This window comes from Enterobacter sp. ECC_219_Taxon_10, assembly GCF_058354905.1.
Genome location: NZ_CM178005.1, coordinates 2,716,156 through 2,737,247 on the forward strand (window position 1 = coordinate 2,716,156; position 21,092 = coordinate 2,737,247).

A 21,092-nucleotide genomic window follows, 5' to 3' on the forward strand; every position below is an offset into this window, starting at 1 on the left:
TGGCGACATCCAGGTCATTGAGTTATCGGGTATTTTTCTCACATCTCGTATAATTCGTGACGAATTCCCGGTCGAATGTCAAGCAATTCTGTTGCCAGAATGACGAAAGCGCACACTCTACCTGATAAAATTCGTTACGCAACTTTATTAGCATGCAAAAGCAAATCCCGCCAACCTGCCCTCTGCATCTTATCCCCTCACATTACAGGGAAAAATTGCCCCCAAAGCGCCCCCGGCGTAGACTATTGTCACTGTTTAAGGAGTGGATTATGCAGAATACGACCCAACCTATTGACCGAGCCTCTCTGCTTATCGAAGCAAACAAGCTTATTCGTGACCATGAAGATACGCTCGCAGGCATTGAAGCCACCGGCGTTGAGCAGCGTAATGGCGTGCTGGTTTTCAGCGGCGAATACTTCCTTGACGAGCAGGGGTTACCGACCCCGAAAAGCACCGCCGTGTTTAATATGTTCAAATACCTGGCGCATACGCTTTCAGAAAAATATCACCTGGTCGATTAATGCAAAACGCGAGGCAGATGCCTCGCGTTTTTGTTTACAGCAGCGGTTTTTGTCCGCGCTGTAGCCAGCGAAGCAGCAGGCGGTCCGCGCTTTCCGCCGCACTGTTGGTAAAGCGGTCCATCAGTCGTTTGCGCTGGGTAAAGCGCACGCCTACCAGTTCACGGCCTTCCATCAGGTTGAGCAGCAGGTCATCGCTGGTACCCACTTCATCCACCAGCCCTTTTTCCTGCGCCTGAATGCCGTACCAGTGCTCACCGGTGGCCACCTGTTCGATATACAGCGTTGGGCGCATGCGGTGTACGAAGTCTTTAAACAGATGATGGGTTTCATTCAGATCTTCACGGAATTTTTGACGCCCCTCTTCCGTGTTTTCACCCAGCAGCGTCAGGGTGCGTTTGTACTGACCCGCCGTGTGGAGTTCGATATCAATCTCTTTATTTTTCAGGAAGCGGTTAAAGTTAGGGATCTGTGCGACCACGCCAATTGAACCAATGATGGAAAACGGCGCCGCAACAATTTTGTCCGCCACGCAGGCCATCATATAGCCACCGCTCGCCGCGACTTTATCCACCGCCACGGTAAGCGGGATCTGCTTCTCTCGCAGGCGCTGCAGCTGTGAGGCGGCCAGCCCGTAACCGTGAACCACCCCGCCCGGGCTCTCAAGACGCACCACGACCTGATCCTGAGGCGTTGCCACAGCCAGCACGGCAGTCACCTCTTCGCGCAGCGAGGCGACTTCATGCGCATCCATGCTGCCTTTAAAATCGAGCACATAGACGCGAGGTTTTGCGTCAGACTGTGGCGTCGCGAGCTTCGCTTTCGCCTTCGCGGCTTTGGCTTCCTGCTTATGCTTTTTCTTCTGGGCTTTCAGCCACAGCTTTTGTTGATGGCTATCAAGCAGCGAGAGGGACATCTCTTCCTGCATCTCTTTATACTGTTCGCTCAGGCGGGTAATGCGTAACTCCCCACGCTGACGCTTGCGCTGCGTCAGGTTAACAATCAGAACGGCAACCACCGCAATGGCAATTACCACCGTCGCGATTTTGGCCAAAAACAACCCATATTGAGAAAGTAATTCCACGCGTTCCACCTTGATTTAACCACGAATCTTTCACGGCAGTGTACAACAGCCCTGCCTCTGCGTCTCGCCCGTGACATTACCTCTGCGAGCCGTCTTCAGGAATCCCCGCTCCGCGGTTTAAATATTTGCAAATTGTTAATTTTACAGTAATACGTCCTGTAGACTGATTGAATTCTCACGCTAATTCGGGCATAAAGCCGAAAAGTCATTATGAAGGCGTGATTGAGATACCGTGCGCCTGAGGAGTCACCGTGCATTATCAACCGCAAAAAAACCTGCTGCAGAACCGGATCATTCTTGTCACCGGCGCCAGCGATGGTATTGGTCGCGAAGCGGCCCTGACGTATGCTGAGTATGGCGCGAGCGTCATTCTGATTGGGCGCAACGAAGAAAAGCTCAAAGGGGTCGCAAAGGAAATTGAAGCCGCAGGCGGCACGCCGGCCCCCTGGTACACGCTCGATTTGCTGACATGCACGCCAGCGGAGTGCCAGGAACTTGCCCGCCGTATCAGTACCCACTACCCACGTCTGGACGGCGTGCTGCATAATGCCGGTTTGTTAGGCGAAGTGCGTCCGATGGATGAACAGGATCCGGATATCTGGCAGCAGGTCATGCAGGTTAACGTCAACGGCACCTTTTTCCTCACGCAGGCCTTGCTTCCTTTATTACTCAAATCTGAGTCCGGGTCTCTGGTCTTCACCTCTTCCAGCGTAGGCAGAGAGGGACGCGCAAACTGGGGGGCTTATGCTGTTTCAAAATTCGCGACCGAGGGCATGATGCAGGTGCTGGCGGAGGAGTATCAGAACCGCCATCTGCGCGTAAACTGCATTAACCCGGGCGGTACGCGCACCAGCATGCGTGCCAGCGCGTTCCCGACAGAAGATCCGCTGAAGCTGAAAACCCCGGCAGACATAATGCCGCTCTATCTCTGGCTGATGGGTGACGACAGCCGTCGCAAAACCGGAATGACCTTTGATGCACAGCCGGGCCGCAAACCGGGGATTTCGCAATGAGCGAAGAGCGTCATCAGCAGCGCCAGCAGCGCCTGAAGGAACAGGTTGACGCCCGCGTCGCGGCAGCCCAGGACGAGCGTGGGATCGTCATCGTTTTTACCGGGAACGGCAAAGGCAAAACCACTGCCGCGTTTGGCACCGCTACCCGCGCCGTCGGCCACGGGCAAAAAGTGGGGGTCATCCAGTTTATCAAAGGGGAATGGCCCAACGGTGAGCGTAATTTGCTTGAACCTCACGGCGTTGAGTTTCAGGTGATGGCGACCGGGTTTACGTGGGATACGCAGAACCGGGAAACCGATACCGCAGCCTGCCTTGCCGTCTGGGAGCACGCCAAAAGAATGCTGGCTGACCCGGCGTTAAATATGGTGCTGCTGGATGAGATCACCTATATGATCGCCTACGACTACCTGCCGCTGGAGGACGTATTGGATGCACTGAAGAACCGACCTGCGCATCAGACGGTTATCGTGACAGGTCGCGGGTGTCATCGGGAGATTCTGGAGCTAGCAGATACCGTGAGCGAACTGCGTCCGGTCAAGCATGCGTTTGATGCAGGCATCAAAGCACAAATTGGCATTGATTACTAAAGAAAAAAGCCCGGTACGTTCACCGGGCTTTTTTTAAATTATCCGTTGTTATTCCGGCTGCCAGAGCGACGATTGCTGTTCACCTGGCTGTGTCGTTTCACCGCACGACGGATCTGATTCGCCTTCATGCGACGACGATCTTTCTCCACCGCCACTTTAGAAGTGGTTTCCGGAGTCAGGCCAACCAGCTCGCGCAGGTAGTTAGTCTGAGTAAGATCCAGCTCGGTATACCCCCCGCGCGGCAGGCCTTTCGGCAGCAGAATGTCGCCGTAGCGAACGCGGATCAGGCGGCTCACCTGCACGCCAACCGCTTCCCACAGACGACGCACCTCGCGGTTACGTCCCTCGGTCAGGGTGACGTTGTACCACTGGTTAATCCCTTCACCACCGGTAAATTTGATGGTTTTGAACGCCGCAGGGCCATCTTCCAGCTGCACGCCGCGCGACAGATCGCGCAGTTTATTCTCATCAACCTGGCCAAACACGCGCACCGCGTATTCACGTTCCACTTCGCGGCTTGGGTGCATCAAACGGTTTGCCAGTTCACCATCGGTGGTAAACAGCAGCAGACCGCAAGTGTTCACGTCCAGACGACCTACGGCAATCCAGCGAGCGCCGCGCAGTTTTGGCAGACGGTCAAACACCGTCGGACGACCTTCCGGATCGTTGCGGGTACACAGCTCGCCTTCCGGCTTGTAGTACGCCAGCACGCGGCAGATTTGTTCTGCGGACTCTTTTACGGAGATAAGATGGCCGTCGATGCGGATCTTCAGCCCCGGTACGATTTCAACGCGGTCACCCAGCGTGGCGATTTTACCGTCCACACTCACGCGGCCCGCTTCAATAATGGCTTCGATTTCACGGCGTGAACCGTGGCCGGCGCGCGCCAGCACTTTCTGTAACTTCTCGCTCATTGAGCTTCCTCAGGTGTCGCCTTCACAGGCGTCGAATCAGGTCAAAACAGGGCCGAGCCCTGCTTTGATGGCCGCGTAGTATATCTGCTTACACCTCTACAAGAAAGGCTTAACATCACCCACGCCTTCACGAATCACTTCCGGCGCATCTTCAGTGAGATCCACAACGGTGGTCGGCTGCTGGCCGAGATAACCGCCGTGAATAATCAGCTCTACCACTTTCTCCAGGCGATCTTTAATCTCTTCCGGATCGGACTCGGTAAACTCGCTTCCCGGCAGCATCAGCGAGGTAGAGAGCATCGGTTCGCCGAGGGTCTCCAGCAGCGCCTGGGCAATCGGGTTCGACGGCACGCGCATCCCGATGGTTTTACGCTTCTCCTGCAACAGACGGCGCGGCACCTCTTTCGTCCCTTTCAGGATGAAGGTGTAGTTCCCCGGCGTGTTGTTCTTAATCAGGCGAAACGCCACGTTATCCACATAAGCATAGGTCGACAGCTCAGAGAGATCGCGGCACATCAGAGTAAAGTTATGGCCGTCAGGCAGCTGACGGATGCGACAGATACGCTCCATCGCCCCTTTATCTTCAATTTTGCAGCCCAGCGCGTAGCCAGAATCGGTTGGGTAGACTATCACGCCCCCTTTGCGGACGATCTCCACGGCCTGGTTAATCAGACGTGGCTGCGGGTTATCCGGATGGATATAGAAAAACTGACTCATACTTCCCTCTCTTCAATTTGCTGCGGCTGCTCCCAGAGCTGCCAGACCGGCTCAACGCCAGCGGGTAGCCAGAGCTTGCGCCCGAGTTCGATCCACGCGCAGGGCTGATGGAAATCAGAGCCCTGTGACCCAAGCAGGCCAAACTGGCGGGCGTAAGTCGCGAGCTGCGCGCGCTCGTTGGGCGCCTGCTGACACTGGGCGACTTCCATCGCCTCGCCACCGCATTCGGCAAAGTGCGCCAGCAGTCTTTTCAGCCATTTAGCAGAAAGATTATACCGTCCCGGATGGGCCAGCACGGCCTTACCGCCAGAATGATGAATCACATCAATAGCTTGTTTTATTGTACACCACTGTGGCGGAACGTATCCGGTTTTCCCGCGCGCCAGATACTTTTTAAAGACGTCCGCCATGGTCGTCGCTTTACCCACTTGAACCAGAAAACGGGCGAAATGTCCGCGGGTGACCGCCCCGCCGTTCGCCAGCTTTCGCGCTCCTTCCAGCGCCCCCGGAATATGCGCCTTTTCCAGGCGCTCGCCGATCATCTCCGCGCGCTGGTTGCGACGCGTTTTTTGTTCTTGCAAAAAGGCAAGAAGTGCCGGATGTTCTATATCAATGTTCAGGCCAACGATATGAATCTCATGGTTTTCCCAGACGGTCGATATCTCGACGCCGGGGACCAGATTCAGCGCCAGCCCGCTGCGGGCAATCTCGGCGCGCGCTGCCGGAATGGCGTCGGTGGTGTCGTGATCGGTTATCGCCAGCGTGCCGACACGCATTTCAACCGCGCGATGAACCAGGGCTTCGGGTGTCAGCAGGCCATCAGAAGCCTGAGTATGGCTGTGTAAATCATAAATAATCGCGTAGGTGGTATCGCTCAAAGCACTTCCCATATCAGGTTGGAGACATCCGAAACCGCCATGATACCGACTTAACGTGAAATTCTGAAATCAAGGGTTGACAACACGCCACCGAACTAGTTAACTAGTACGCAAGTTCACACGATAAAGGTATCTGAAAATGACGGCACATTTCACTCTGCACGGTTGGTGGCGCACTACCTGATCTTCGGGCAGTGTCACGCGTCTGCGAAATGCAAACAGATACCCGCCCGCTAACCAGCGGGCTTTTTTTTGAACAGAATAAATGAGAACAACAACATGCAAACAGCCAAACCCCATCTTGAACTGTTGACCTGCGAGGCGGCCTATCGTCACAACCCGACCGCGCTGTTTCATCAGGTGTGCGGCGCGCGTCCGGCGACGCTGCTGCTGGAGTCTGCGGATATCGACAGCAAGGACGATCTGAAAAGCCTGCTGCTGGTCGACAGCGCGCTGCGCATTACCGCATTAGGTGACACCGTCACCATTAAGGCGCTTTCTGACAATGGCGCATCGCTGCTGCCGCTGTTAGATGAGGCTCTGCCTGCGGGCATCGGCAATGAACGTCACCCTGACCTGCGAATTTTGCATTTCCCGCCGGTAAGCCAGCTGCTGGACGAAGACGCGCGCCTCTGCTCGCTGTCCGTATTCGATGCCTTCCGACTGCTGCAAAATCTGGTGACCGTGCCGGAAGATGAGCGTGAAGCCATGTTCTTCGGCGGGCTGTTTGCTTACGACCTGGTTGCCGGTTTTGAAGATTTGCCGGAAACCGAGCAGGGCAACCGCTGCCCGGACTACTGTTTCTATCTGGCCGAAACCCTGCTGGTGATCGACCATCAGAAACAATACACCCGCATTCAGGCCAGCCTGTTCACGCCTTCTGGCGCTGAGAAAAATCGTCTGGAGCACCGCATTGCCCAACTGCAGCAGCAAATGACGGAAGCGCCGCCTGCGCTACCTGTGCAGCACGTCGAGAAGATGACCTGTGAGGTTAACCAGACCGACGATCAATACGGTGCCGTGGTTCGCCAAATGCAAAAGGCGATTCGCGCCGGGGAGATTTTCCAGGTGGTGCCTTCCCGCCGTTTCTCTCTGCCCTGCCCGTCGCCGCTTGCGGCTTACGACGTGCTGAAGAAAAGCAACCCAAGCCCGTACATGTTCTTTATGCAGGACAACGATTTCACGCTGTTCGGCGCCTCGCCGGAAAGCTCGCTGAAATATGACGCCACCAGCCGCCAGATTGAGATCTACCCGATTGCAGGTACCCGTCCGCGCGGCCGTCGCGCCGATGGCTCGCTGGACCGCGATCTGGACAGTCGCATCGAACTGGAAATGCGTACCGACCATAAGGAGCTCTCCGAGCACCTGATGCTGGTTGACCTGGCACGTAACGACCTGGCGCGTATTTGCACGCCGGGCAGCCGCTACGTGGCGGACCTGACCAAAGTCGACCGCTACTCCTTCGTGATGCACCTGGTCTCCCGCGTGGTGGGTGAGCTGCGCAGCGACCTCGACGTGCTGCACGCCTACCGCGCCTGTATGAACATGGGCACCCTGAGCGGCGCGCCGAAGGTGCGTGCCATGCAGCTTATCGCCGAAGCGGAAGGACGTCGGCGCGGGAGCTACGGCGGCGCGGTGGGTTACTTCACCGCCCACGGCGACCTCGATACCTGCATCGTGATCCGTTCCGCCTACGTAGAGGACGGTATTGCTACCGTTCAGGCCGGCGCCGGGATTGTTCTCGACTCTGTTCCGCAGTCTGAAGCTGACGAAACCCGCAGTAAAGCGCGCGCGGTATTGCGCGCCATCGCTACCGCACACCACGCACAGGAGATTTTCTGATGGCTGACATTCTGCTGCTCGATAATATCGACTCCTTTACCTATAACCTGGCAGATCAGCTGCGTGCAAATGGCCACAACGTCGTTATCTACCGTAACCACGTTCCGGCTCAGACCCTGATTGACCGTCTGGCGACCATGCAAAACCCGGTGCTGATGCTCTCCCCGGGGCCGGGCGCGCCGAGCGAAGCGGGCTGTATGCCCGAGCTGCTGACCCGCATGCGCGGCAAGCTGCCAATTATCGGTATCTGCCTGGGTCACCAGGCGATCGTGGAAGCCTACGGCGGCTACGTCGGCCAGGCGGGCGAGATCCTGCACGGTAAAGCCTCCAGCATTGAACATGACGGCCAGGCAATGTTTGCCGGGCTGCCGAATCCGCTTCCGGTCGCGCGCTACCATTCGCTGGTCGGCAGCAACATTCCGGCCGGGCTGACCATCAACGCCTCGTTCGAAGGGATGGTGATGGCGGTACGCCACGATGCGGATCGCGTCTGCGGGATGCAGTTCCACCCGGAATCTATTTTGACCTCCAATGGCGCACGCCTGCTGGAGCAGACCCTTGACTGGGCGTTACAGAAGCTGGAGCAGACCAACACCCTGCAGCCGATTCTGGAAAAACTATATCAGGCGCAGACCCTGAGCCAGCAAGAGAGCCACCAGCTCTTCTCCGCCGTGGTGCGCGGTGAGCTGAAGCCTGAACAACTGGCGGCAGCGCTGGTCAGCATGAAGGTGCGCGGCGAAAGCCCGCAGGAGATCGCCGGCGCGGCCACTGCCCTGCTGGAAAATGCCGCCCCGTTCCCGCGCCCTGACTATCAGTTTGCCGATATCGTCGGAACCGGTGGTGACGGCAGCAACAGTATTAACATCTCCACCGCCAGCGCGTTCGTGGCGGCGGCGTGTGGTTTGAAGGTAGCGAAACACGGTAACCGCAGCGTCTCCAGCCGTTCAGGCTCGTCCGATCTGCTGGCCGCTTTTGGCATCAACCTGGAGATGAATGCCGAGCGTTCACGCGAAGCGCTGGACGATCTGGGCGTTTGCTTCCTGTTTGCGCCGAAATATCACACCGGTTTCCGCCACGCCATGCCGGTTCGCCAGCAGCTTAAAACCCGCACGCTGTTTAACGTGCTCGGCCCGCTGATCAACCCGGCCCATCCGCCACTGGCATTAATTGGCGTTTATAGCCCTGAGCTGGTCCTGCCGATTGCCGAAACGCTGCGCGTGCTGGGTTACAAACGCGCCGCCGTGGTGCACAGCGGCGGAATGGATGAAGTTTCGCTGCATGCGCCGACGCTGGTGGCCGAGCTTAACGATGGCGAAGTGCTCAGCTATCAGCTTGAGGCGTCTGATTTCGGCTTAACGCCGTACCATCAGGAAGCGCTGGCAGGCGGTACGCCGGAAGAAAACCGTGACATTCTGACGCGCTTACTACAAGGTAAAGGTGAGGCCGCTCATGAGGCCGCCGTGGCTGCCAACGTCGCCATGCTGATGCGTTTGCACGGTGAGGAAGACCTGAAGGCCAATGCTCAAAAAGTTCTGGATGTACTGCGCTCCGGTGCAGCTTACGATCGCGTTACCGCACTTGCGGCAAGAGGGTAAAGAATGCAGACCGTTTTAGCGAAAATCGTTGCCGATAAGGCCATCTGGGTGGAAGCACGCAAAGCAGAGCAGCCGCTTGCCAGTTTCCAGAATGACGTCGTCCCAAGCAGCCGTCGTTTCTATAATGCCCTGCAGGGTGCACGCACCGCCTTTATTCTGGAGTGCAAAAAGGCGTCTCCCTCAAAAGGCGTTATTCGTGACGATTTTGACCCGGCGCGTATCGCCGGTATTTATAAGCATCATGCGTCGGCTATCTCCGTGCTGACGGATGAGAAATATTTCCAGGGCAGCTTCGATTTTCTGCCGATCGTCAGCGGCATCGCGCCGCAGCCGATCCTGTGCAAAGACTTTATTATCGACCCGTATCAAATCTGGCTGGCGCGATTCTACCAGGCCGATGCCTGCCTTCTGATGCTCTCGGTACTGGACGACGAACAGTATCGCCAGCTTGCTGCCGTGGCGCACAGCCTGAAAATGGGCGTGCTGACCGAAGTGAGTAACGAAGAAGAGCTCGAGCGTGCCATTGCGCTGGAAGCCAAAGTGGTCGGCATCAACAACCGCGATCTTCGCGACCTGTCGATTGACCTGAACCGCACGCGCCAGCTGGCTCCGCGTCTGGGTTCTGGCGTCACGGTGATCAGCGAATCCGGCATTAACAGCTACGCCCAGGTGCGCGAGCTGAGCCACTTCGCCAACGGTTTCCTGATTGGCTCCGCCATGATGGAGCATGACGATCTCAACGCGGCTGTGCGTCGCGTGCTGCTGGGTGAAAACAAAGTCTGCGGCTTAACCCGGGAACAGGATGCACTGGCCGCGTATGAGGCTGGGGCAATCTATGGCGGTTTGATCTTCGTTGACGCCTCACCTCGCACAGTCAATGAGGAACAGGCCCGCAAGGTAATCGCAGCGGCCCCGCTGAGCTATGTTGGCGTATTCCGCAATGCGGATATCGCGGACGTTGTGGCAAAAGCCGCGACGTTATCCCTGAGTGCCGTTCAGCTCCATGGCGAAGAAGACCAGGCGTATATCAATGCCCTGCGCGATGCGCTGGCACCGCAGGTTCAGATCTGGAAAGCACAAAGCGTGGTCAGCACCCTGCCCGCACGTAATCTTAACCACGTTGACAAATACGTGCTCGATAACGGCCAGGGCGGCACCGGACAGCGTTTTGACTGGTCGCTGCTGAACGGCGAAAAGCTGGACAACGTCCTGCTGGCGGGCGGACTAAGTCCGGATAACTGTGTGGAAGCCGCGAAAACCGGCTGTGCAGGCCTCGATTTCAATTCAGGCGTAGAGTCGCAACCGGGTATAAAAGATGCCAGCAAGCTGGCCTCGGTGTTTAAAACTCTGCGTGCATATTAAGGAAGAGAAGATGACGACATTACTTAACCCGTATTTTGGTGAGTTCGGCGGGATGTACGTTCCGCAAATCCTGATGCCCGCGCTGCGCCAGCTGGAAGAAGCGTTCGTGAGCGCGCAGAAAGATCCGGCGTTTCAGGCGGAGTTTACCGACCTGCTGAAAAACTATGCCGGCCGTCCAACCGCGCTGACCAAATGCCGCAACCTGACCGAAGGCACCAAAACCACGCTTTATCTTAAGCGTGAAGATCTGCTGCACGGCGGCGCGCATAAAACTAACCAGGTGCTGGGCCAGGCGCTGCTCGCAAAGCGTATGGGTAAAACCGAAATCATCGCCGAAACCGGCGCGGGACAGCACGGCGTGGCTTCTGCGCTCGCCAGCGCCCTGCTCGGCCTGAAGTGCCGCATCTACATGGGCGCGAAAGACGTTGAGCGTCAGTCGCCGAACGTGTTCCGTATGCGCCTGATGGGTGCGGAAGTAATCCCGGTGCACAGCGGCTCCGCGACGCTGAAAGATGCCTGTAACGAAGCGCTGCGCGACTGGTCAGGCAGTTACGAAACCGCGCACTATATGCTCGGCACCGCGGCGGGCCCGCACCCGTTCCCAACCATCGTACGAGAATTCCAGCGCATGATCGGTGAAGAAACCAAAGCGCAAATCCTTGAAAAAGAGGGTCGTCTGCCGGATGCGGTGATTGCCTGCGTCGGCGGCGGATCTAACGCCATCGGCATGTTTGCCGATTTTATCGACGAAACCCGCGTAGGGCTGATTGGCGTCGAGCCTGCCGGTCACGGGATTGAAACCGGCGAGCACGGCGCGCCGCTGAAGCATGGCCGCGTGGGGATTTACTTCGGCATGAAAGCCCCGATGATGCAGACCGATGAAGGGCAGATTGAAGAGTCTTACTCGATTTCTGCCGGACTGGATTTCCCGTCCGTTGGGCCACAGCACGCGTTTCTGAACAGCACGGGGCGCGCGGATTATGTCTCCATTACCGATGATGAAGCGCTGGAAGCCTTCAAAACGCTGTGCCGCAGCGAAGGTATCATCCCTGCACTTGAGTCTTCACACGCGCTGGCGCACGCGCTGAAAATGATGAAAGAGAACCCGGAAAAAGAGCAGCTGCTGGTCGTTAACCTTTCTGGTCGCGGTGACAAAGATATCTTCACCGTTCACGATATTCTGAAAGCACGAGGGGAAATCTGATGGAACGCTACGATAATGCATTTGCTGAACTGAAATCCCGCCAGGAAGGCGCGTTCGTTCCCTTCGTTACCCTGGGCGACCCTGGCCCGGAGCAGTCTCTGAAGATTATCGACGCCCTGATCGAAGCCGGTGCCGACGCGCTGGAGCTGGGCATTCCATTCTCCGATCCGCTGGCGGATGGCCCGACCATCCAGAACGCCACCCTGCGCGCGTTTGCCGCAGGCGTAACCCCAACCCAGTGCTTTGAGATGCTGGCGGCGATCCGCCAGAAGCACCCGACCATTCCGATTGGCCTGCTGATGTACGCCAACCTGGTGTTTAACCGTGGTGTTGACGAGTTCTACGCCGAGTGCGCGCGCGTGGGTGTTGACTCGGTGCTGGTAGCAGACGTGCCCGTTGAAGAGTCTGCGCCGTTCCGCCAGGCGGCAATGCGCCATAATGTCGCCCCGATTTTCATCTGCCCACCAAACGCTGATGACGAACTGCTGCGCCAGATTGCCTCTTACGGACGCGGATATACCTATCTGCTCTCCCGCGCAGGCGTGACCGGTGCCGAGAATAAAGCCGCACTGCCGCTGCATCATCTGGTGGAGAAGCTGGCCGAATACCATGCCGCGCCTCCGCTGCAGGGCTTCGGGATTTCCTCTCCGGATCAGGTCACTGCGGCAATTGAAGCGAAGGCGGCTGGCGCCATCTCCGGCTCCGCGATAGTGAAGATCATCGAGAAGAACGTGGACAAGCCCGAGCAGATGCTGAACGAATTGAAAGCGTTCGTGACCGCAATGAAAGCAGCGACGCGGAAAGCATAATCCCTCCACCGTCTGGCATCTCTGCCAGACGGTTACGCCTCCTTCTCCATCCACTACAAAGGATCACGTCAAAATTGATCCCTTCGATATTTTCGGTGTGAATAGCTTCCCATTCTTGCCTGCAGGCGTATGATCTGGACTCTTTTTTATCTTTAATCCTTCTGAGTTCAGAGGCTTATTCATGTCATGGCAATACTTCAAGCAGACTTACCTGGTTAAGTTCTGGTCACCTGTTCCGGCCGTCATCGCGGCAGGCATTCTCTCTACTTATTATTTCGGCATTACCGGCACCTTCTGGGCCGTCACCGGCGAGTTCACCCGCTGGGGTGGTCAGTTGCTGCAACTTGCAGGCGTGCATACCCAAGAGTGGGGCTACTTCAAACTGATTCACCTGGAAGGCACACCGCTTACCCGCATCGACGGGATGATGATTGTCGGCATGTTTGGCGGCTGCTTCGCCGCGGCGCTGTGGGCAAACAACGTTAAGCTGCGCATGCCCAAAAGCCGTATTCGCATTCTGCAGGCGGTAGTCGGGGGTATGATTGCCGGGTTTGGTGCCCGCCTGGCGATGGGCTGCAACCTGGCCGCTTTCTTTACGGGGATTCCGCAGTTCTCGCTTCATGCCTGGTTTTTTGCTGTCGCCACGGCAATCGGCTCTTACTTTGGGGCAAAATTCACCCTGCTGCCGCTGTTCCGCATCCCGGTGAAAATAACAAAAGTCAGCGCGGCGTCCCCGCTAACCCAGAAGCCGGACCAGGCAAAGCGTCGTTTCCGCCTGGGTATGCTGGTCTTTTTTGCCATGATCGCGTGGGCCATTTGCACGGCGATGAATCAGCCGAAGCTTGGCCTGGCGATGTTGTTCGGTGTCGGTTTTGGCCTGCTGATCGAACGCGCGCAGATCTGCTTTACCTCCGCGTTTCGCGATATGTGGATCACCGGACGGACGATGATGGCGAAGGCAATCATTGCCGGTATGGCGGTGAGCGCCATCGGCATCTTCAGCTACGTTCAGTTAGGCGTGGAACCGAAAATCATGTGGGCTGGCCCGAACGCGGTGATTGGCGGCCTGTTGTTTGGCTTCGGGATTGTGCTGGCGGGCGGGTGTGAAACCGGCTGGATGTATCGCGCGGTAGAGGGACAGGTGCACTACTGGTGGGTCGGGCTGGGTAACGTCATCGGCTCAACCATTCTGGCGTACTACTGGGACGACGTCTCTCCGGTACTTGCAACGAACTGGGACAAGGTCAACCTGCTGAGCACCTTCGGTCCCCTTGGCGGTCTGCTGGTCACCTATGCCCTGCTGCTGGTCGCTTTTTTACTGGTTGTTGCGCAGGAGAAACGTTTCTTCCGCCGCGCCACCGTTAAAACTGAAACGCAGGAGAACGCTGCATGAAAGAGATCGTCCCCGATTATCGACTGGATATGGTCGGTGAACCCTGCCCGTATCCGGCGGTTGCCACGCTTGAGGCGCTACCGCAGCTCAAAAAAGGTGAAATTCTGGAGGTGGTCAGCGATTGTCCGCAGTCCATCAACAACATTCCGCTGGATGCGAAAAACCACGGTTATACGGTGCTGGATATCCAGCAGGACGGGCCAACCATTCGCTATTTGATTCAGAAGTAATATACGAAATGCGCCCCTTCGGGGGCGCATCGAACAGCCTGAATTAGAAACGATAACCCGCAGAGAACATAAACACCCACGGATCCAGACGCGTATTGATGCTTTGCTGCTCACCGCCCGCCTTGAAGCGCACGTCCGTATCAATGTCCATGTACCAGACCGAGGCGTTGATCAGCCAGTCGCGGTTAATCAGATAGTCCAGACCAACCTGCCCCGCCATGCCCCACGAGTCTTTCAGGCTGAGATCGGAGAGACCTGCCTCTTTCCCGGTATCGTTGAATTTCTCATCGAAGAAGGTGGTGTAGTTGACACCTGCGCCAATATACGGACGCACCTTGCTGCTTGCATCGCCAAAGTACCATTGCGCCATCAGCGTTGGCGGCAAATGGTGAACCGTTGCGATATCACCGGTTGCCCCAAGACCGACCCGGTGACGGAACGGCGTTGCCGCCAGAAGCTCAACGCCAACGTTATCCGTCGCCATATAGGTGAACGTTAACCCCAACTGGGTGTTGTTACTGACGTTAAAACCGCCCATCCCCAGCACGTTATCCGAACCTTCAGTTGGGCGAACCGTGGCCGAACCGGCACGAATAAAGAACTCGCCTGCTTCATGCGCGTACGCGCCGCCAGAGAGACTGCTTAATACAAGGGCTGCCACCGCTAATTTTTTCATATCCGCTCCATCGTTGTGGTTTTAATCGCGGATGAGAATATACTCACAAAAGAGTAATAAGTGATCTGCCACAGATCACATTAAAACCAGTAAGTTAACATTCATTGATCTGGGTTAATTTTTTGTGGCGCCCTGAAAAGCAATAAGTTGTTTCTATGTCAATTTTTAGCATTTCACAGTTACAAAATTTTCTCTTTTCTCCCTCTTGCTCTTCCTCTGGCGGCTGGATAATTTATCGTTCTCACAAGTTGATTTGATGCGTTCTTCTTTTGCAGGTGTGCCATGAGTGAAGTTAACCCGTGCATGACGTGCGGAGCCTGTTGTGCGTATTTTCGAGTCTCTTTCTAATGGGCCGAAGCCAGCGATGGCGGCGGTACCGTTCCGGTTCATCTCACTGAGCCTGTCACTCCTTTTCTGCGGTGTATGCGCGGCACAAACCAAAAGCAGAGCCGCTGCGCGGCCTTACAGGGGGAGCCGGGTATCTCTACCCGGTGCGCTATCTATGAAGATCGCCCCAGCCCGTGCCGGGAATTTGCCATGTCCGGCGAAGATGGGCAGGTTAATGAAGCCTGTAATCGTGCCCGGGCACGCTTTGGATTACCGCCGCTTTACAAAGATATGCTTTTCCATACAAGCCTTGATGCTGCCACAGCAGGTACATCCGGTGTACAATTGCCGGCTAATTAACACCTGCAATACTCAAGGAGAGTGCATGTCTATCACGGCGAAGTCTGTCTACCGTGACACGGGAAATTTTTTCCGCAATCAGTTCATTACCTTTTTACTGATCGCGTTGCTTTGCGCCTTTATCACTGTGGTGCTGGGTCATGCGTTCTCACCGAGTGAAGAACAGATTGCCAGCCTGAGCCAGGGCGACCATCTGGCAGGAAGCGTGGGGCTGTTTGAACTGGTGCAAAACATGACGCCGGAGCAGCAACAGATTCTGCTGCGGGCATCTGCCGCATCGACTTTCTCCGGGCTCATTGGTAATGCGATTCTGGCAGGTGGCGTTCTGCTGATGATTCAGCTGGTGTCGGCGGGCCACCGGGTCAGCGCCTTACGGGCGATTGGAGCCAGCGCGCCGGTCTTACCTAAGCTGTTTATCCTGATCTTTTTAACCACCATGCTGGTGCAGATGGGGATTATGCTGGTCGTGGTGCCGGGTGTGTTACTGGCTATCGTGCTTGCTTTTGCTCCCGTGATGGTCGTGCAGGATAAAATGGGGATTTTTACCGCGATGCGCAGCAGCATCAGGCTGGCATGGGCGAACATGCGTCTGGTAGCGCCCGCCGTGATCGGCTGGCTGCTGGCAAAAACGCTCCTGCTCCTGTTTGCACCCAATTTTGCGGTATTAACCCCGAATGTTGGCGCGGTGGTCGCGAATACGCTGAGCAACCTGATTTCAGCGGTACTGCTGGTCTATCTGTTCCGCCTGTATATGTTAATTCGTCAGTAATCCTGATGCCGGGAGGATGAACTTTCCCGGCTCAACAGAGAAGATGGAATCACAGAATGAAGCAGTTTCTTGATTTTTTACCGCTGGTTGTCTTTTTCGCATTTTATAAGCTGTATGACATTTATGCTGCGACCACGGCGCTGATTATTGCGACTGCGGTTGTGCTGATCTACAGCTGGGTGCGCTACCGTAAAGTTGAAAAAATGGCGCTGGTGACGTTCGTCCTGGTCGCCGTATTCGGTGGACTAACCCTTTTCTTCCACAATGATGAATTCATTAAGTGGAAAGTTACGGTGATCTATGCGCTGTTTGCGGGTGCCTTACTGATCAGCCAGTGGGTGATGAAAAAGCCTCTGATTCAGCGCATGCTCGGCAAAGAGCTGACGCTGCCTCAGGAGGTCTGGTCTCGCCTGAATATCGCCTGGGCGGTGTTCTTTATCCTTTGCGGTCTTGCCAATATCTATATTGCCTTCTGGCTGCCGCAAAACATTTGGGTCAACTTTAAGGTCTTCGGCCTGACGGCCCTGACGCTGATTTTCACCCTGCTAAGCGGCGTTTATATTTATCGCCACATGCCGCAGGACGATAAGCACTGATTGCTGACTGACCAGAACGTGTTCGACAGGCGTTCTGGTCTATTCTCTCCGCTGTGAAATCATAGTAGCATCCCGCCTGAAGTCTTCCGTTATGAGTTAAAACAATGACAACAAATAACGCCCCTCAGGGCGAACTGGTTTTACGCACACTGGCAATGCCCGCAGACACCAATGCCAATGGCGATATTTTTGGCGGCTGGCTGATGTCGCAGATGGATATGGGCGGCGCAATTCTGGCAAAAGAGATTGCTCATGGGCGCGTGGTGACCGTGCGGGTGGATGGAATGACCTTCCTGCGCCCGGTTGCGGTAGGTGATGTGGTTTGCTGTTACGCCCGTTGCGTAAAACGCGGCAATACCTCCATCTCCATCAACATTGAAGTCTGGGTGAAGAAAGTCTCTTCTGAACCGATTGGACAGCGCTATAAAGCAACTGAAGCGCTGTTTATTTATGTGGCAGTCGATAGCGAGGGTAAACCTCGTCAGCTTCCGCCAGCCTGAACGACAGGCAAAAAAAAGCCTCCTTCCGGAGTAATGCCAGTCAGTTAAGCAACTGACTGGCTTTTTTTCGGGGCTGTGGGGTATCTCCAGGGCCTTTCCTTTACCACCCTCGGGAAGGCCCTTTCCCTTCTTGTCGGCAACTTTACCAGTTGCGCCATGCTTTCAAGATCACGCATCAGCTCCGGGATACGCCCTGGTGAAGCGCCCTGCAGCGTCATCAGCATTCTCATGACCATGCCGCATGATTCTGAGAAGCTCAGCTGATTCGGCCAGTATCCTTTCAGATGGCCCGCCATTTTAATCATCTGATATCGCACCAGATTATACGCCAGTAACACGCCCCATAACTCCTGCTCCACAAGCTCCGGCTTTTTACTTCTCAGCGTCAGCCTGCTCAGTTGCATCGTTTGTTTTATCTCCCTGTACCCCAGCTCTATTTCCCAGCGATGGCTGTACAGGTCTGCCATTTCTCCTCCGGGATAGCGCATGGCGTCCGTCATCGACGTCAGCAGATGGCTGACTTTTCCTTTGCGTGTTACGGTCAGCAGGCGGGCTGTCATCTCATCTCCCAGACCCGGCCATTTTTTTCGTGCCTGTGGGCTGGTTTTCAGCTTCACCAGATAGTCGCCTTTACCCAGCTTTCTGACCTCTTCATACTGTGCTCCCTTTCTGAGAGGGAGCATCCAGTGACGGTGTTCTCCCGCCTGGCTCCACGCATTCAGCAACCCCAGCGAGTAATAGCCTTTATCCATTAACGTCAGGGTGTTATCGCCGGTCTGCTCTATCAGTTGCTCCGCGAGCTCATTTTCACTGTTTTTCATCGTGCCGAAGGCCGCTGCCGTCAACAGATGGCTGGTCAGCTCCATCTGGCAGACCATTTTTACCTGCGGGTAGAGTGCCGGGTTTCCGCCATGCGTCTGGCGGGGAAAGGCGCTGTCGTTTTCCGGCGTGTCCGGTGTTCGCCAGAACACACCATCGATGGCCAGCAGGGTCAGGCCGCACCAGTGCGGATGCGGCGTGGCGTTATGCCAGAGCTGCGCTGTTTGCGTGAACACGCGGCGGACGGCTTCGCTTCCCAGCCGCTGACGGGCCTGGATCACGGCGCTGGGGGCAACGAACGGACGATTGCCGGGTAACATGATATCCAGCCGGTTAACTATCTGATGAAGCGGCTCCTTGCGCTCAAGGGCCATACCGATAATGCACCAGACCATCATTTCCAGAGGAAGGCGCCGTTTGCGTAACGTGACGGTGCCGGATTTTTCAAGGCAGCGGGAAATCAGTTCCGGGTCAAGACAGTCGCCCAGAGAAGTCAGAGGGTTACGCAGAGAATCGTAACGGGATACCAGATCAAGAGCCTGTCCAATGTGCATAAAAAAATCCGGAAACGGGTGAGCATTTCCGGATTCTTACACAGCCACTGGATCGGTCAACCGATCCTTAACTGATCGGCATTACTCCTTCCGGAGGCTTTTCTTATTCCATCTGCGCCCCGCCATTCAGGCGGAAAACAATGTTCACGATCAGTCCGCTACCCGGTTTACCGGGTTCGTAGCGCCATCTGCGCATCGCCGATTTCACTTCGCGCTCAAACATATTAGAAGGTTGAGCAGACAGGATTTCCACGTTATCAACGCGGCCATCCGCAGTGACGTCAAATTTCACCCGTACGCGGCCTTCAATGCGTAAGGCCTGAGCTCGCGCCGGGTACTGAGGCTGATTACGGCTCAACGCTCGTGGGCCTGCCGGTGCGGCAACCGTCGGCTTTGCGGCCGGCGAGCTGTTATTCATAACCGGACGCGAAGGCGCCGCATTTTCGACCGGCTGGGTCGCGCGCGGTTCAACCGGGCGTTCTTCACGTTTTGGACGCTCTTCAACCTTCTTAACCGGCTTTGGCTTCGGCTTAGGTTTTGGCTTTGGTTCAGGTTTATGGATCACCACCGGTGCTTCCTTCGGTGGTTCCGGGACAGGCTCGGGTTCCGGCTCAGGCTCAGCAACAGGCTGTGGCGGGGGCGGCGCAACCTGCGGCGGTTCGAGATCCGCTGGCGAGACCATGGTCACCGAGATCGGCTGGGCGGGTGCGGGCATTTCAATAACCTGATGAACCGAAGTGTAGAGCAAACCCGCCACGACGGCACCGTGAATCACGACGGACAGCAGCGTCGGCCAGGGAAAGCGGCGAGGTAAATCAAGGGTCATCGAAGTCATAATCATCAACGTTAAAAAACCGAACTCCGATTTTAAATGCAAATAGCAATCATATTCAATAAGACACTTTGTTCTGGCGCAATTTAAGCGCTGGAGTGGTCAAAAAAGGGGCACTCAGATCGGGGGATTAACGTTGCTTTTATCTTTACATTGCAGTTAATTGCCCTTTCACATAACGTAACTGACACTTTATTACGCTTAAGGAGCTTCACCGTGCTTTACGTGATCTACTCTGAAGATGTCGCTGATTCCCTCGAAAAACGTCTCTCGGTTCGCCCTGCCCATCTGGCTCGCCTGCAGCTGCTCCAGGACGAAGGCCGTTTGTTGACCGCAGGTCCAATGCCTGCTGTTGACAGCAATGACCCTGGCGCCGCCGGTTTCTCTGGCTCCACGGTCATTGCGGAGTTTGAGTCTCAGGAAGCGGCGCAGGCCTGGGCTGACGCAGACCCATACGTTGCGGCGGGTGTGTATGCGAAAGTGACGGTGCGACCATATAAGAAAGTGTTCTGATGTAAAAAGGCTCCGGGAGGAGCCTCTTTTCACATCAATGCAGCGACGCTAACCGCGCCGCAAATCCGACAAACAGCAGCCCTATCAGCCCGTTCCCCAACTTTGCCAGCTTCTTTTTGGTTTTCAGATAACGCGTGACAAACGCCCCGGAGAAGATCAGGAAGCTCATGTACATAAAGCTAATCAGCTCAAGCGTGGTGGCAAGAATCAGGAAAGAGGTCCCGGTATTTTGCGCATTCACGTCAATAAACTGCACAAAGAACGAAACGTAGAACAGAATCGCTTTTGGATTGGTCAGGCTCAGGACGAGGGAGCGTTTCATGATCGTGCTGGCCGGCTCGGTTCCGCTTTCTTGAGCGTTATTCTGACGGGTAATTACCGACCAGAGCATTTTGCCCCCCAGCCACAGCAGATAGAAGGCCCCAAGATAGCGCACGATATTAAAGAGTACGGGGGTCGTCTGGATCAATGCCGCAACCCCCGCCCAGGCCAGAAACATCAAAACCGCATCACCGATAAACACACCGGTCGCGGCAAGATACCCTTTTTTCACTCCGTGACCAATCCCGGTTTTCAGCACAAACAGGGTGTTTGGCCCGGGAACCAGCACGATAAAAAATGCGCCAACAACATACGTCCAGAAATTCAGTACACCAAACTCCGCAAACACCTCTCCCTCCTTTTGCTAAAAATAACCGGAATATCGCCGCAATAACGATATTCGCAAAATCAGACACTATATAATCAGCGGGCACCTTGCGGTGCCCTCATGGGTTTCAGATATCCTGGACTGCGAACAGCAACGCATTGCGGTGCCGGGTCAATCCACATTTTCTGATGGCGTGGATACGCATATTGCGGCGGGATTGTGCTTCCAGCCAACGAGCCTTACGACGACTCACCTGTCGCAACATGCGCCAGCGCCCTACTTCTGTTCTACTGCGCTTCATGTCTACAACTCTTTCTCAAACAGAGTCGCCATTATAAACCCAACCCGGCA

Annotated in this window: 24 protein-coding genes, 1 pseudogene and 1 other annotated feature; of the genes and pseudogenes, 16 read left to right on the forward strand and 9 right to left on the reverse strand. The window is 55.8% G+C overall.

Annotated elements, in window-relative coordinates; translation table 11 throughout:
- The first annotated feature begins 269 nt into the window (after positions 1–269).
- Positions 270–521 (forward strand): YciN family protein, encoded by a 252-nt coding sequence (locus AC4ICF_RS12970; RefSeq protein WP_003856804.1) that lies wholly within the window; start codon positions 270–272, stop codon positions 519–521.
- 34 nt (positions 522–555) lie between these two features.
- Here AC4ICF_RS12970 and sohB read toward each other — a convergent pair whose 3' ends face one another.
- The gene (sohB, locus tag AC4ICF_RS12975) at positions 556–1,602 is read right to left on the reverse strand and encodes a protease SohB (protein ID WP_316379287.1); all 1,047 of its coding nucleotides are present in this window, start codon (positions 1,600–1,602) and stop codon (positions 556–558) included.
- 251 nt (positions 1,603–1,853) lie between these two features.
- Between sohB and AC4ICF_RS12980 the strand changes: the two genes are divergently transcribed.
- Positions 1,854–2,615, forward strand: coding sequence for a YciK family oxidoreductase (locus AC4ICF_RS12980; RefSeq protein ID WP_166711418.1), 762 nt, complete (start codon positions 1,854–1,856; stop codon positions 2,613–2,615).
- A complete protein-coding gene (gene cobO / locus AC4ICF_RS12985) occupies positions 2,612–3,202 on the forward strand; it encodes a cob(I)yrinic acid a,c-diamide adenosyltransferase (RefSeq protein ID WP_316379288.1) in 591 nt (196 codons plus the stop codon). Before AC4ICF_RS12980 ends, cobO begins: the two co-directional genes overlap by 4 nt.
- A gap of 38 nt (positions 3,203–3,240) precedes the next feature.
- On the opposite strand, the gene rluB is transcribed toward cobO, so the two are convergent.
- The 3 genes from rluB to rnm form a co-directional block, all read right to left on the reverse strand.
- Entirely contained in the window at positions 3,241–4,116 is an 876-nt protein-coding gene (gene rluB / locus AC4ICF_RS12990) for a 23S rRNA pseudouridine(2605) synthase RluB (protein ID WP_028013408.1), read from the reverse strand.
- A 96-nt stretch (positions 4,117–4,212) separates the two neighbouring features.
- Positions 4,213–4,833, reverse strand: coding sequence for an L-threonylcarbamoyladenylate synthase (locus tag AC4ICF_RS12995; RefSeq protein WP_003856793.1), 621 nt, complete (start codon positions 4,831–4,833; stop codon positions 4,213–4,215).
- Positions 4,830–5,711, reverse strand: a complete 882-nt coding sequence (gene rnm / locus AC4ICF_RS13000) for an RNase RNM (protein ID WP_163330847.1) — start codon at positions 5,709–5,711, stop codon at positions 4,830–4,832. The genes AC4ICF_RS12995 and rnm overlap by 4 nt, the downstream gene beginning before the upstream one ends.
- Before the next feature lie 139 nt (positions 5,712–5,850).
- Here rnm and trpL point away from each other — a divergent pair, with 139 nt between their 5' ends.
- The 8 genes from trpL (at position 5,851) to yedF (ending at position 14,146) form a co-directional block, all read left to right on the forward strand.
- Positions 5,851–5,895, forward strand: coding sequence for a trp operon leader peptide (gene trpL, locus AC4ICF_RS13005; RefSeq protein WP_116341108.1), 45 nt, complete (start codon positions 5,851–5,853; stop codon positions 5,893–5,895).
- Positions 5,872–5,965 (forward strand) — a sequence feature (Trp leader region). Its footprint overlaps the gene before it by 24 nt.
- A 25-nt stretch (positions 5,966–5,990) precedes the next feature.
- Positions 5,991–7,553, forward strand: a complete 1,563-nt coding sequence (locus tag AC4ICF_RS13010) for an anthranilate synthase component 1 (protein WP_316379289.1) — start codon at positions 5,991–5,993, stop codon at positions 7,551–7,553.
- The gene (trpD, locus tag AC4ICF_RS13015; protein WP_028013411.1) at positions 7,553–9,148 is read left to right on the forward strand and encodes a bifunctional anthranilate synthase glutamate amidotransferase component TrpG/anthranilate phosphoribosyltransferase TrpD; all 1,596 of its coding nucleotides are present in this window, start codon (positions 7,553–7,555) and stop codon (positions 9,146–9,148) included. The genes AC4ICF_RS13010 and trpD overlap by 1 nt, the downstream gene beginning before the upstream one ends.
- Before the next feature lie 3 nt (positions 9,149–9,151).
- Entirely contained in the window at positions 9,152–10,510 is a 1,359-nt protein-coding gene (trpCF, locus tag AC4ICF_RS13020; RefSeq protein WP_491466091.1) for a bifunctional indole-3-glycerol-phosphate synthase TrpC/phosphoribosylanthranilate isomerase TrpF, read from the forward strand.
- A 10-nt stretch (positions 10,511–10,520) separates the two neighbouring features.
- The gene (gene trpB / locus AC4ICF_RS13025) at positions 10,521–11,714 is read left to right on the forward strand and encodes a tryptophan synthase subunit beta (protein WP_028013413.1); all 1,194 of its coding nucleotides are present in this window, start codon (positions 10,521–10,523) and stop codon (positions 11,712–11,714) included.
- Positions 11,714–12,523: a tryptophan synthase subunit alpha gene (trpA, locus tag AC4ICF_RS13030; protein WP_116339476.1), complete on the forward strand. Its 810-nt coding sequence runs from the start codon at positions 11,714–11,716 to the stop codon at positions 12,521–12,523. Before trpB ends, trpA begins: the two co-directional genes overlap by 1 nt.
- Before the next feature lie 181 nt (positions 12,524–12,704).
- Positions 12,705–13,916, forward strand: coding sequence for a selenium metabolism membrane protein YedE/FdhT (gene yedE / locus AC4ICF_RS13035; RefSeq protein ID WP_316379292.1), 1,212 nt, complete (start codon positions 12,705–12,707; stop codon positions 13,914–13,916).
- The gene (gene yedF / locus AC4ICF_RS13040) at positions 13,913–14,146 is read left to right on the forward strand and encodes a sulfurtransferase-like selenium metabolism protein YedF (RefSeq protein ID WP_003856774.1); all 234 of its coding nucleotides are present in this window, start codon (positions 13,913–13,915) and stop codon (positions 14,144–14,146) included. The genes yedE and yedF overlap by 4 nt, the downstream gene beginning before the upstream one ends.
- A gap of 43 nt (positions 14,147–14,189) precedes the next feature.
- Here the strand turns inward: yedF and ompW are convergent, their stop codons facing one another.
- The gene (gene ompW, locus AC4ICF_RS13045; protein WP_116339472.1) at positions 14,190–14,822 is read right to left on the reverse strand and encodes an outer membrane protein OmpW; all 633 of its coding nucleotides are present in this window, start codon (positions 14,820–14,822) and stop codon (positions 14,190–14,192) included.
- Between the two features lie 282 nt (positions 14,823–15,104).
- Here ompW and AC4ICF_RS13050 point away from each other — a divergent pair.
- From AC4ICF_RS13050 to yciA, 4 genes and pseudogenes are all read left to right on the forward strand, one after another.
- A pseudogene (locus tag AC4ICF_RS13050) lies at positions 15,105–15,509 on the forward strand (YkgJ family cysteine cluster protein).
- A gap of 25 nt (positions 15,510–15,534) precedes the next feature.
- Positions 15,535–16,278, forward strand: a complete 744-nt coding sequence (locus AC4ICF_RS13055; protein WP_023292236.1) for a YciC family protein — start codon at positions 15,535–15,537, stop codon at positions 16,276–16,278.
- A gap of 56 nt (positions 16,279–16,334) precedes the next feature.
- Positions 16,335–16,874, forward strand: a complete 540-nt coding sequence (locus tag AC4ICF_RS13060; RefSeq protein ID WP_061097985.1) for a septation protein A — start codon at positions 16,335–16,337, stop codon at positions 16,872–16,874.
- 104 nt (positions 16,875–16,978) lie between these two features.
- The gene (gene yciA, locus AC4ICF_RS13065) at positions 16,979–17,374 is read left to right on the forward strand and encodes an acyl-CoA thioester hydrolase YciA (RefSeq protein ID WP_028013420.1); all 396 of its coding nucleotides are present in this window, start codon (positions 16,979–16,981) and stop codon (positions 17,372–17,374) included.
- 44 nt (positions 17,375–17,418) lie between these two features.
- Here yciA and AC4ICF_RS13070 read toward each other — a convergent pair whose 3' ends face one another.
- Both AC4ICF_RS13070 and tonB read right to left on the reverse strand, forming a co-directional pair.
- Positions 17,419–18,747, reverse strand: coding sequence for an IS4 family transposase (locus tag AC4ICF_RS13070; RefSeq protein ID WP_491466092.1), 1,329 nt, complete (start codon positions 18,745–18,747; stop codon positions 17,419–17,421).
- A 103-nt stretch (positions 18,748–18,850) separates the two neighbouring features.
- Complete coding sequence (tonB, locus tag AC4ICF_RS13075) at positions 18,851–19,573, reverse strand: TonB system transport protein TonB (protein ID WP_316379679.1); 723 nt, start codon at positions 19,571–19,573, stop codon at positions 18,851–18,853.
- A gap of 222 nt (positions 19,574–19,795) precedes the next feature.
- On the opposite strand from tonB, the gene AC4ICF_RS13080 reads away from it, so the two are divergent.
- Positions 19,796–20,092, forward strand: a complete 297-nt coding sequence (locus AC4ICF_RS13080) for a YciI family protein (protein WP_049006872.1) — start codon at positions 19,796–19,798, stop codon at positions 20,090–20,092.
- 34 nt (positions 20,093–20,126) lie between these two features.
- On the opposite strand, the gene leuE is transcribed toward AC4ICF_RS13080, so the two are convergent.
- Positions 20,127–20,762 carry a leucine efflux protein LeuE gene (gene leuE / locus AC4ICF_RS13085; RefSeq protein WP_028013423.1) on the reverse strand — a complete coding sequence of 212 codons (636 nt, stop codon included), beginning with the start codon at positions 20,760–20,762 and terminating at the stop codon, positions 20,127–20,129.
- Positions 20,763–20,868: 106 nt separating this feature from the next.
- A complete protein-coding gene (locus AC4ICF_RS13090; RefSeq protein ID WP_086379783.1) occupies positions 20,869–21,042 on the reverse strand; it encodes a YciY family protein in 174 nt (57 codons plus the stop codon).
- Positions 21,043–21,092: the final 50 nt, after the last annotated feature.

Bases quoted from the DNA above. Each gene is read 5' to 3' on its own strand.
- AC4ICF_RS12970 (WP_003856804.1), top strand. From the start codon at position 270: ATGCAGAATACGACCCAACCTATTGACCGAGCCTCTCTGCTTATCGAA.
- cobO (WP_316379288.1), top strand. From the start codon at position 2,612: ATGAGCGAAGAGCGTCATCAGCAGCGCCAGCAGCGCCTGAAGGAACAG.
- rluB (WP_028013408.1), bottom strand. From the start codon at position 4,116: ATGAGCGAGAAGTTACAGAAAGTGCTGGCGCGCGCCGGCCACGGTTCA.
- AC4ICF_RS12995 (WP_003856793.1), bottom strand. From the start codon at position 4,833: ATGAGTCAGTTTTTCTATATCCATCCGGATAACCCGCAGCCACGTCTG.
- AC4ICF_RS13010 (WP_316379289.1), top strand. From the start codon at position 5,991: ATGCAAACAGCCAAACCCCATCTTGAACTGTTGACCTGCGAGGCGGCC.
- trpD (WP_028013411.1), top strand. From the start codon at position 7,553: ATGGCTGACATTCTGCTGCTCGATAATATCGACTCCTTTACCTATAAC.
- trpCF (WP_491466091.1), top strand. From the start codon at position 9,152: ATGCAGACCGTTTTAGCGAAAATCGTTGCCGATAAGGCCATCTGGGTG.
- trpB (WP_028013413.1), top strand. From the start codon at position 10,521: ATGACGACATTACTTAACCCGTATTTTGGTGAGTTCGGCGGGATGTAC.
- trpA (WP_116339476.1), top strand. From the start codon at position 11,714: ATGGAACGCTACGATAATGCATTTGCTGAACTGAAATCCCGCCAGGAA.
- yedE (WP_316379292.1), top strand. From the start codon at position 12,705: ATGTCATGGCAATACTTCAAGCAGACTTACCTGGTTAAGTTCTGGTCA.
- yedF (WP_003856774.1), top strand. From the start codon at position 13,913: ATGAAAGAGATCGTCCCCGATTATCGACTGGATATGGTCGGTGAACCC.
- ompW (WP_116339472.1), bottom strand. From the start codon at position 14,822: ATGAAAAAATTAGCGGTGGCAGCCCTTGTATTAAGCAGTCTCTCTGGC.
- AC4ICF_RS13055 (WP_023292236.1), top strand. From the start codon at position 15,535: ATGTCTATCACGGCGAAGTCTGTCTACCGTGACACGGGAAATTTTTTC.
- AC4ICF_RS13060 (WP_061097985.1), top strand. From the start codon at position 16,335: ATGAAGCAGTTTCTTGATTTTTTACCGCTGGTTGTCTTTTTCGCATTT.
- yciA (WP_028013420.1), top strand. From the start codon at position 16,979: ATGACAACAAATAACGCCCCTCAGGGCGAACTGGTTTTACGCACACTG.
- AC4ICF_RS13070 (WP_491466092.1), bottom strand. From the start codon at position 18,747: ATGCACATTGGACAGGCTCTTGATCTGGTATCCCGTTACGATTCTCTG.
- tonB (WP_316379679.1), bottom strand. From the start codon at position 19,573: ATGACCCTTGATTTACCTCGCCGCTTTCCCTGGCCGACGCTGCTGTCC.
- AC4ICF_RS13090 (WP_086379783.1), bottom strand. From the start codon at position 21,042: ATGAAGCGCAGTAGAACAGAAGTAGGGCGCTGGCGCATGTTGCGACAG.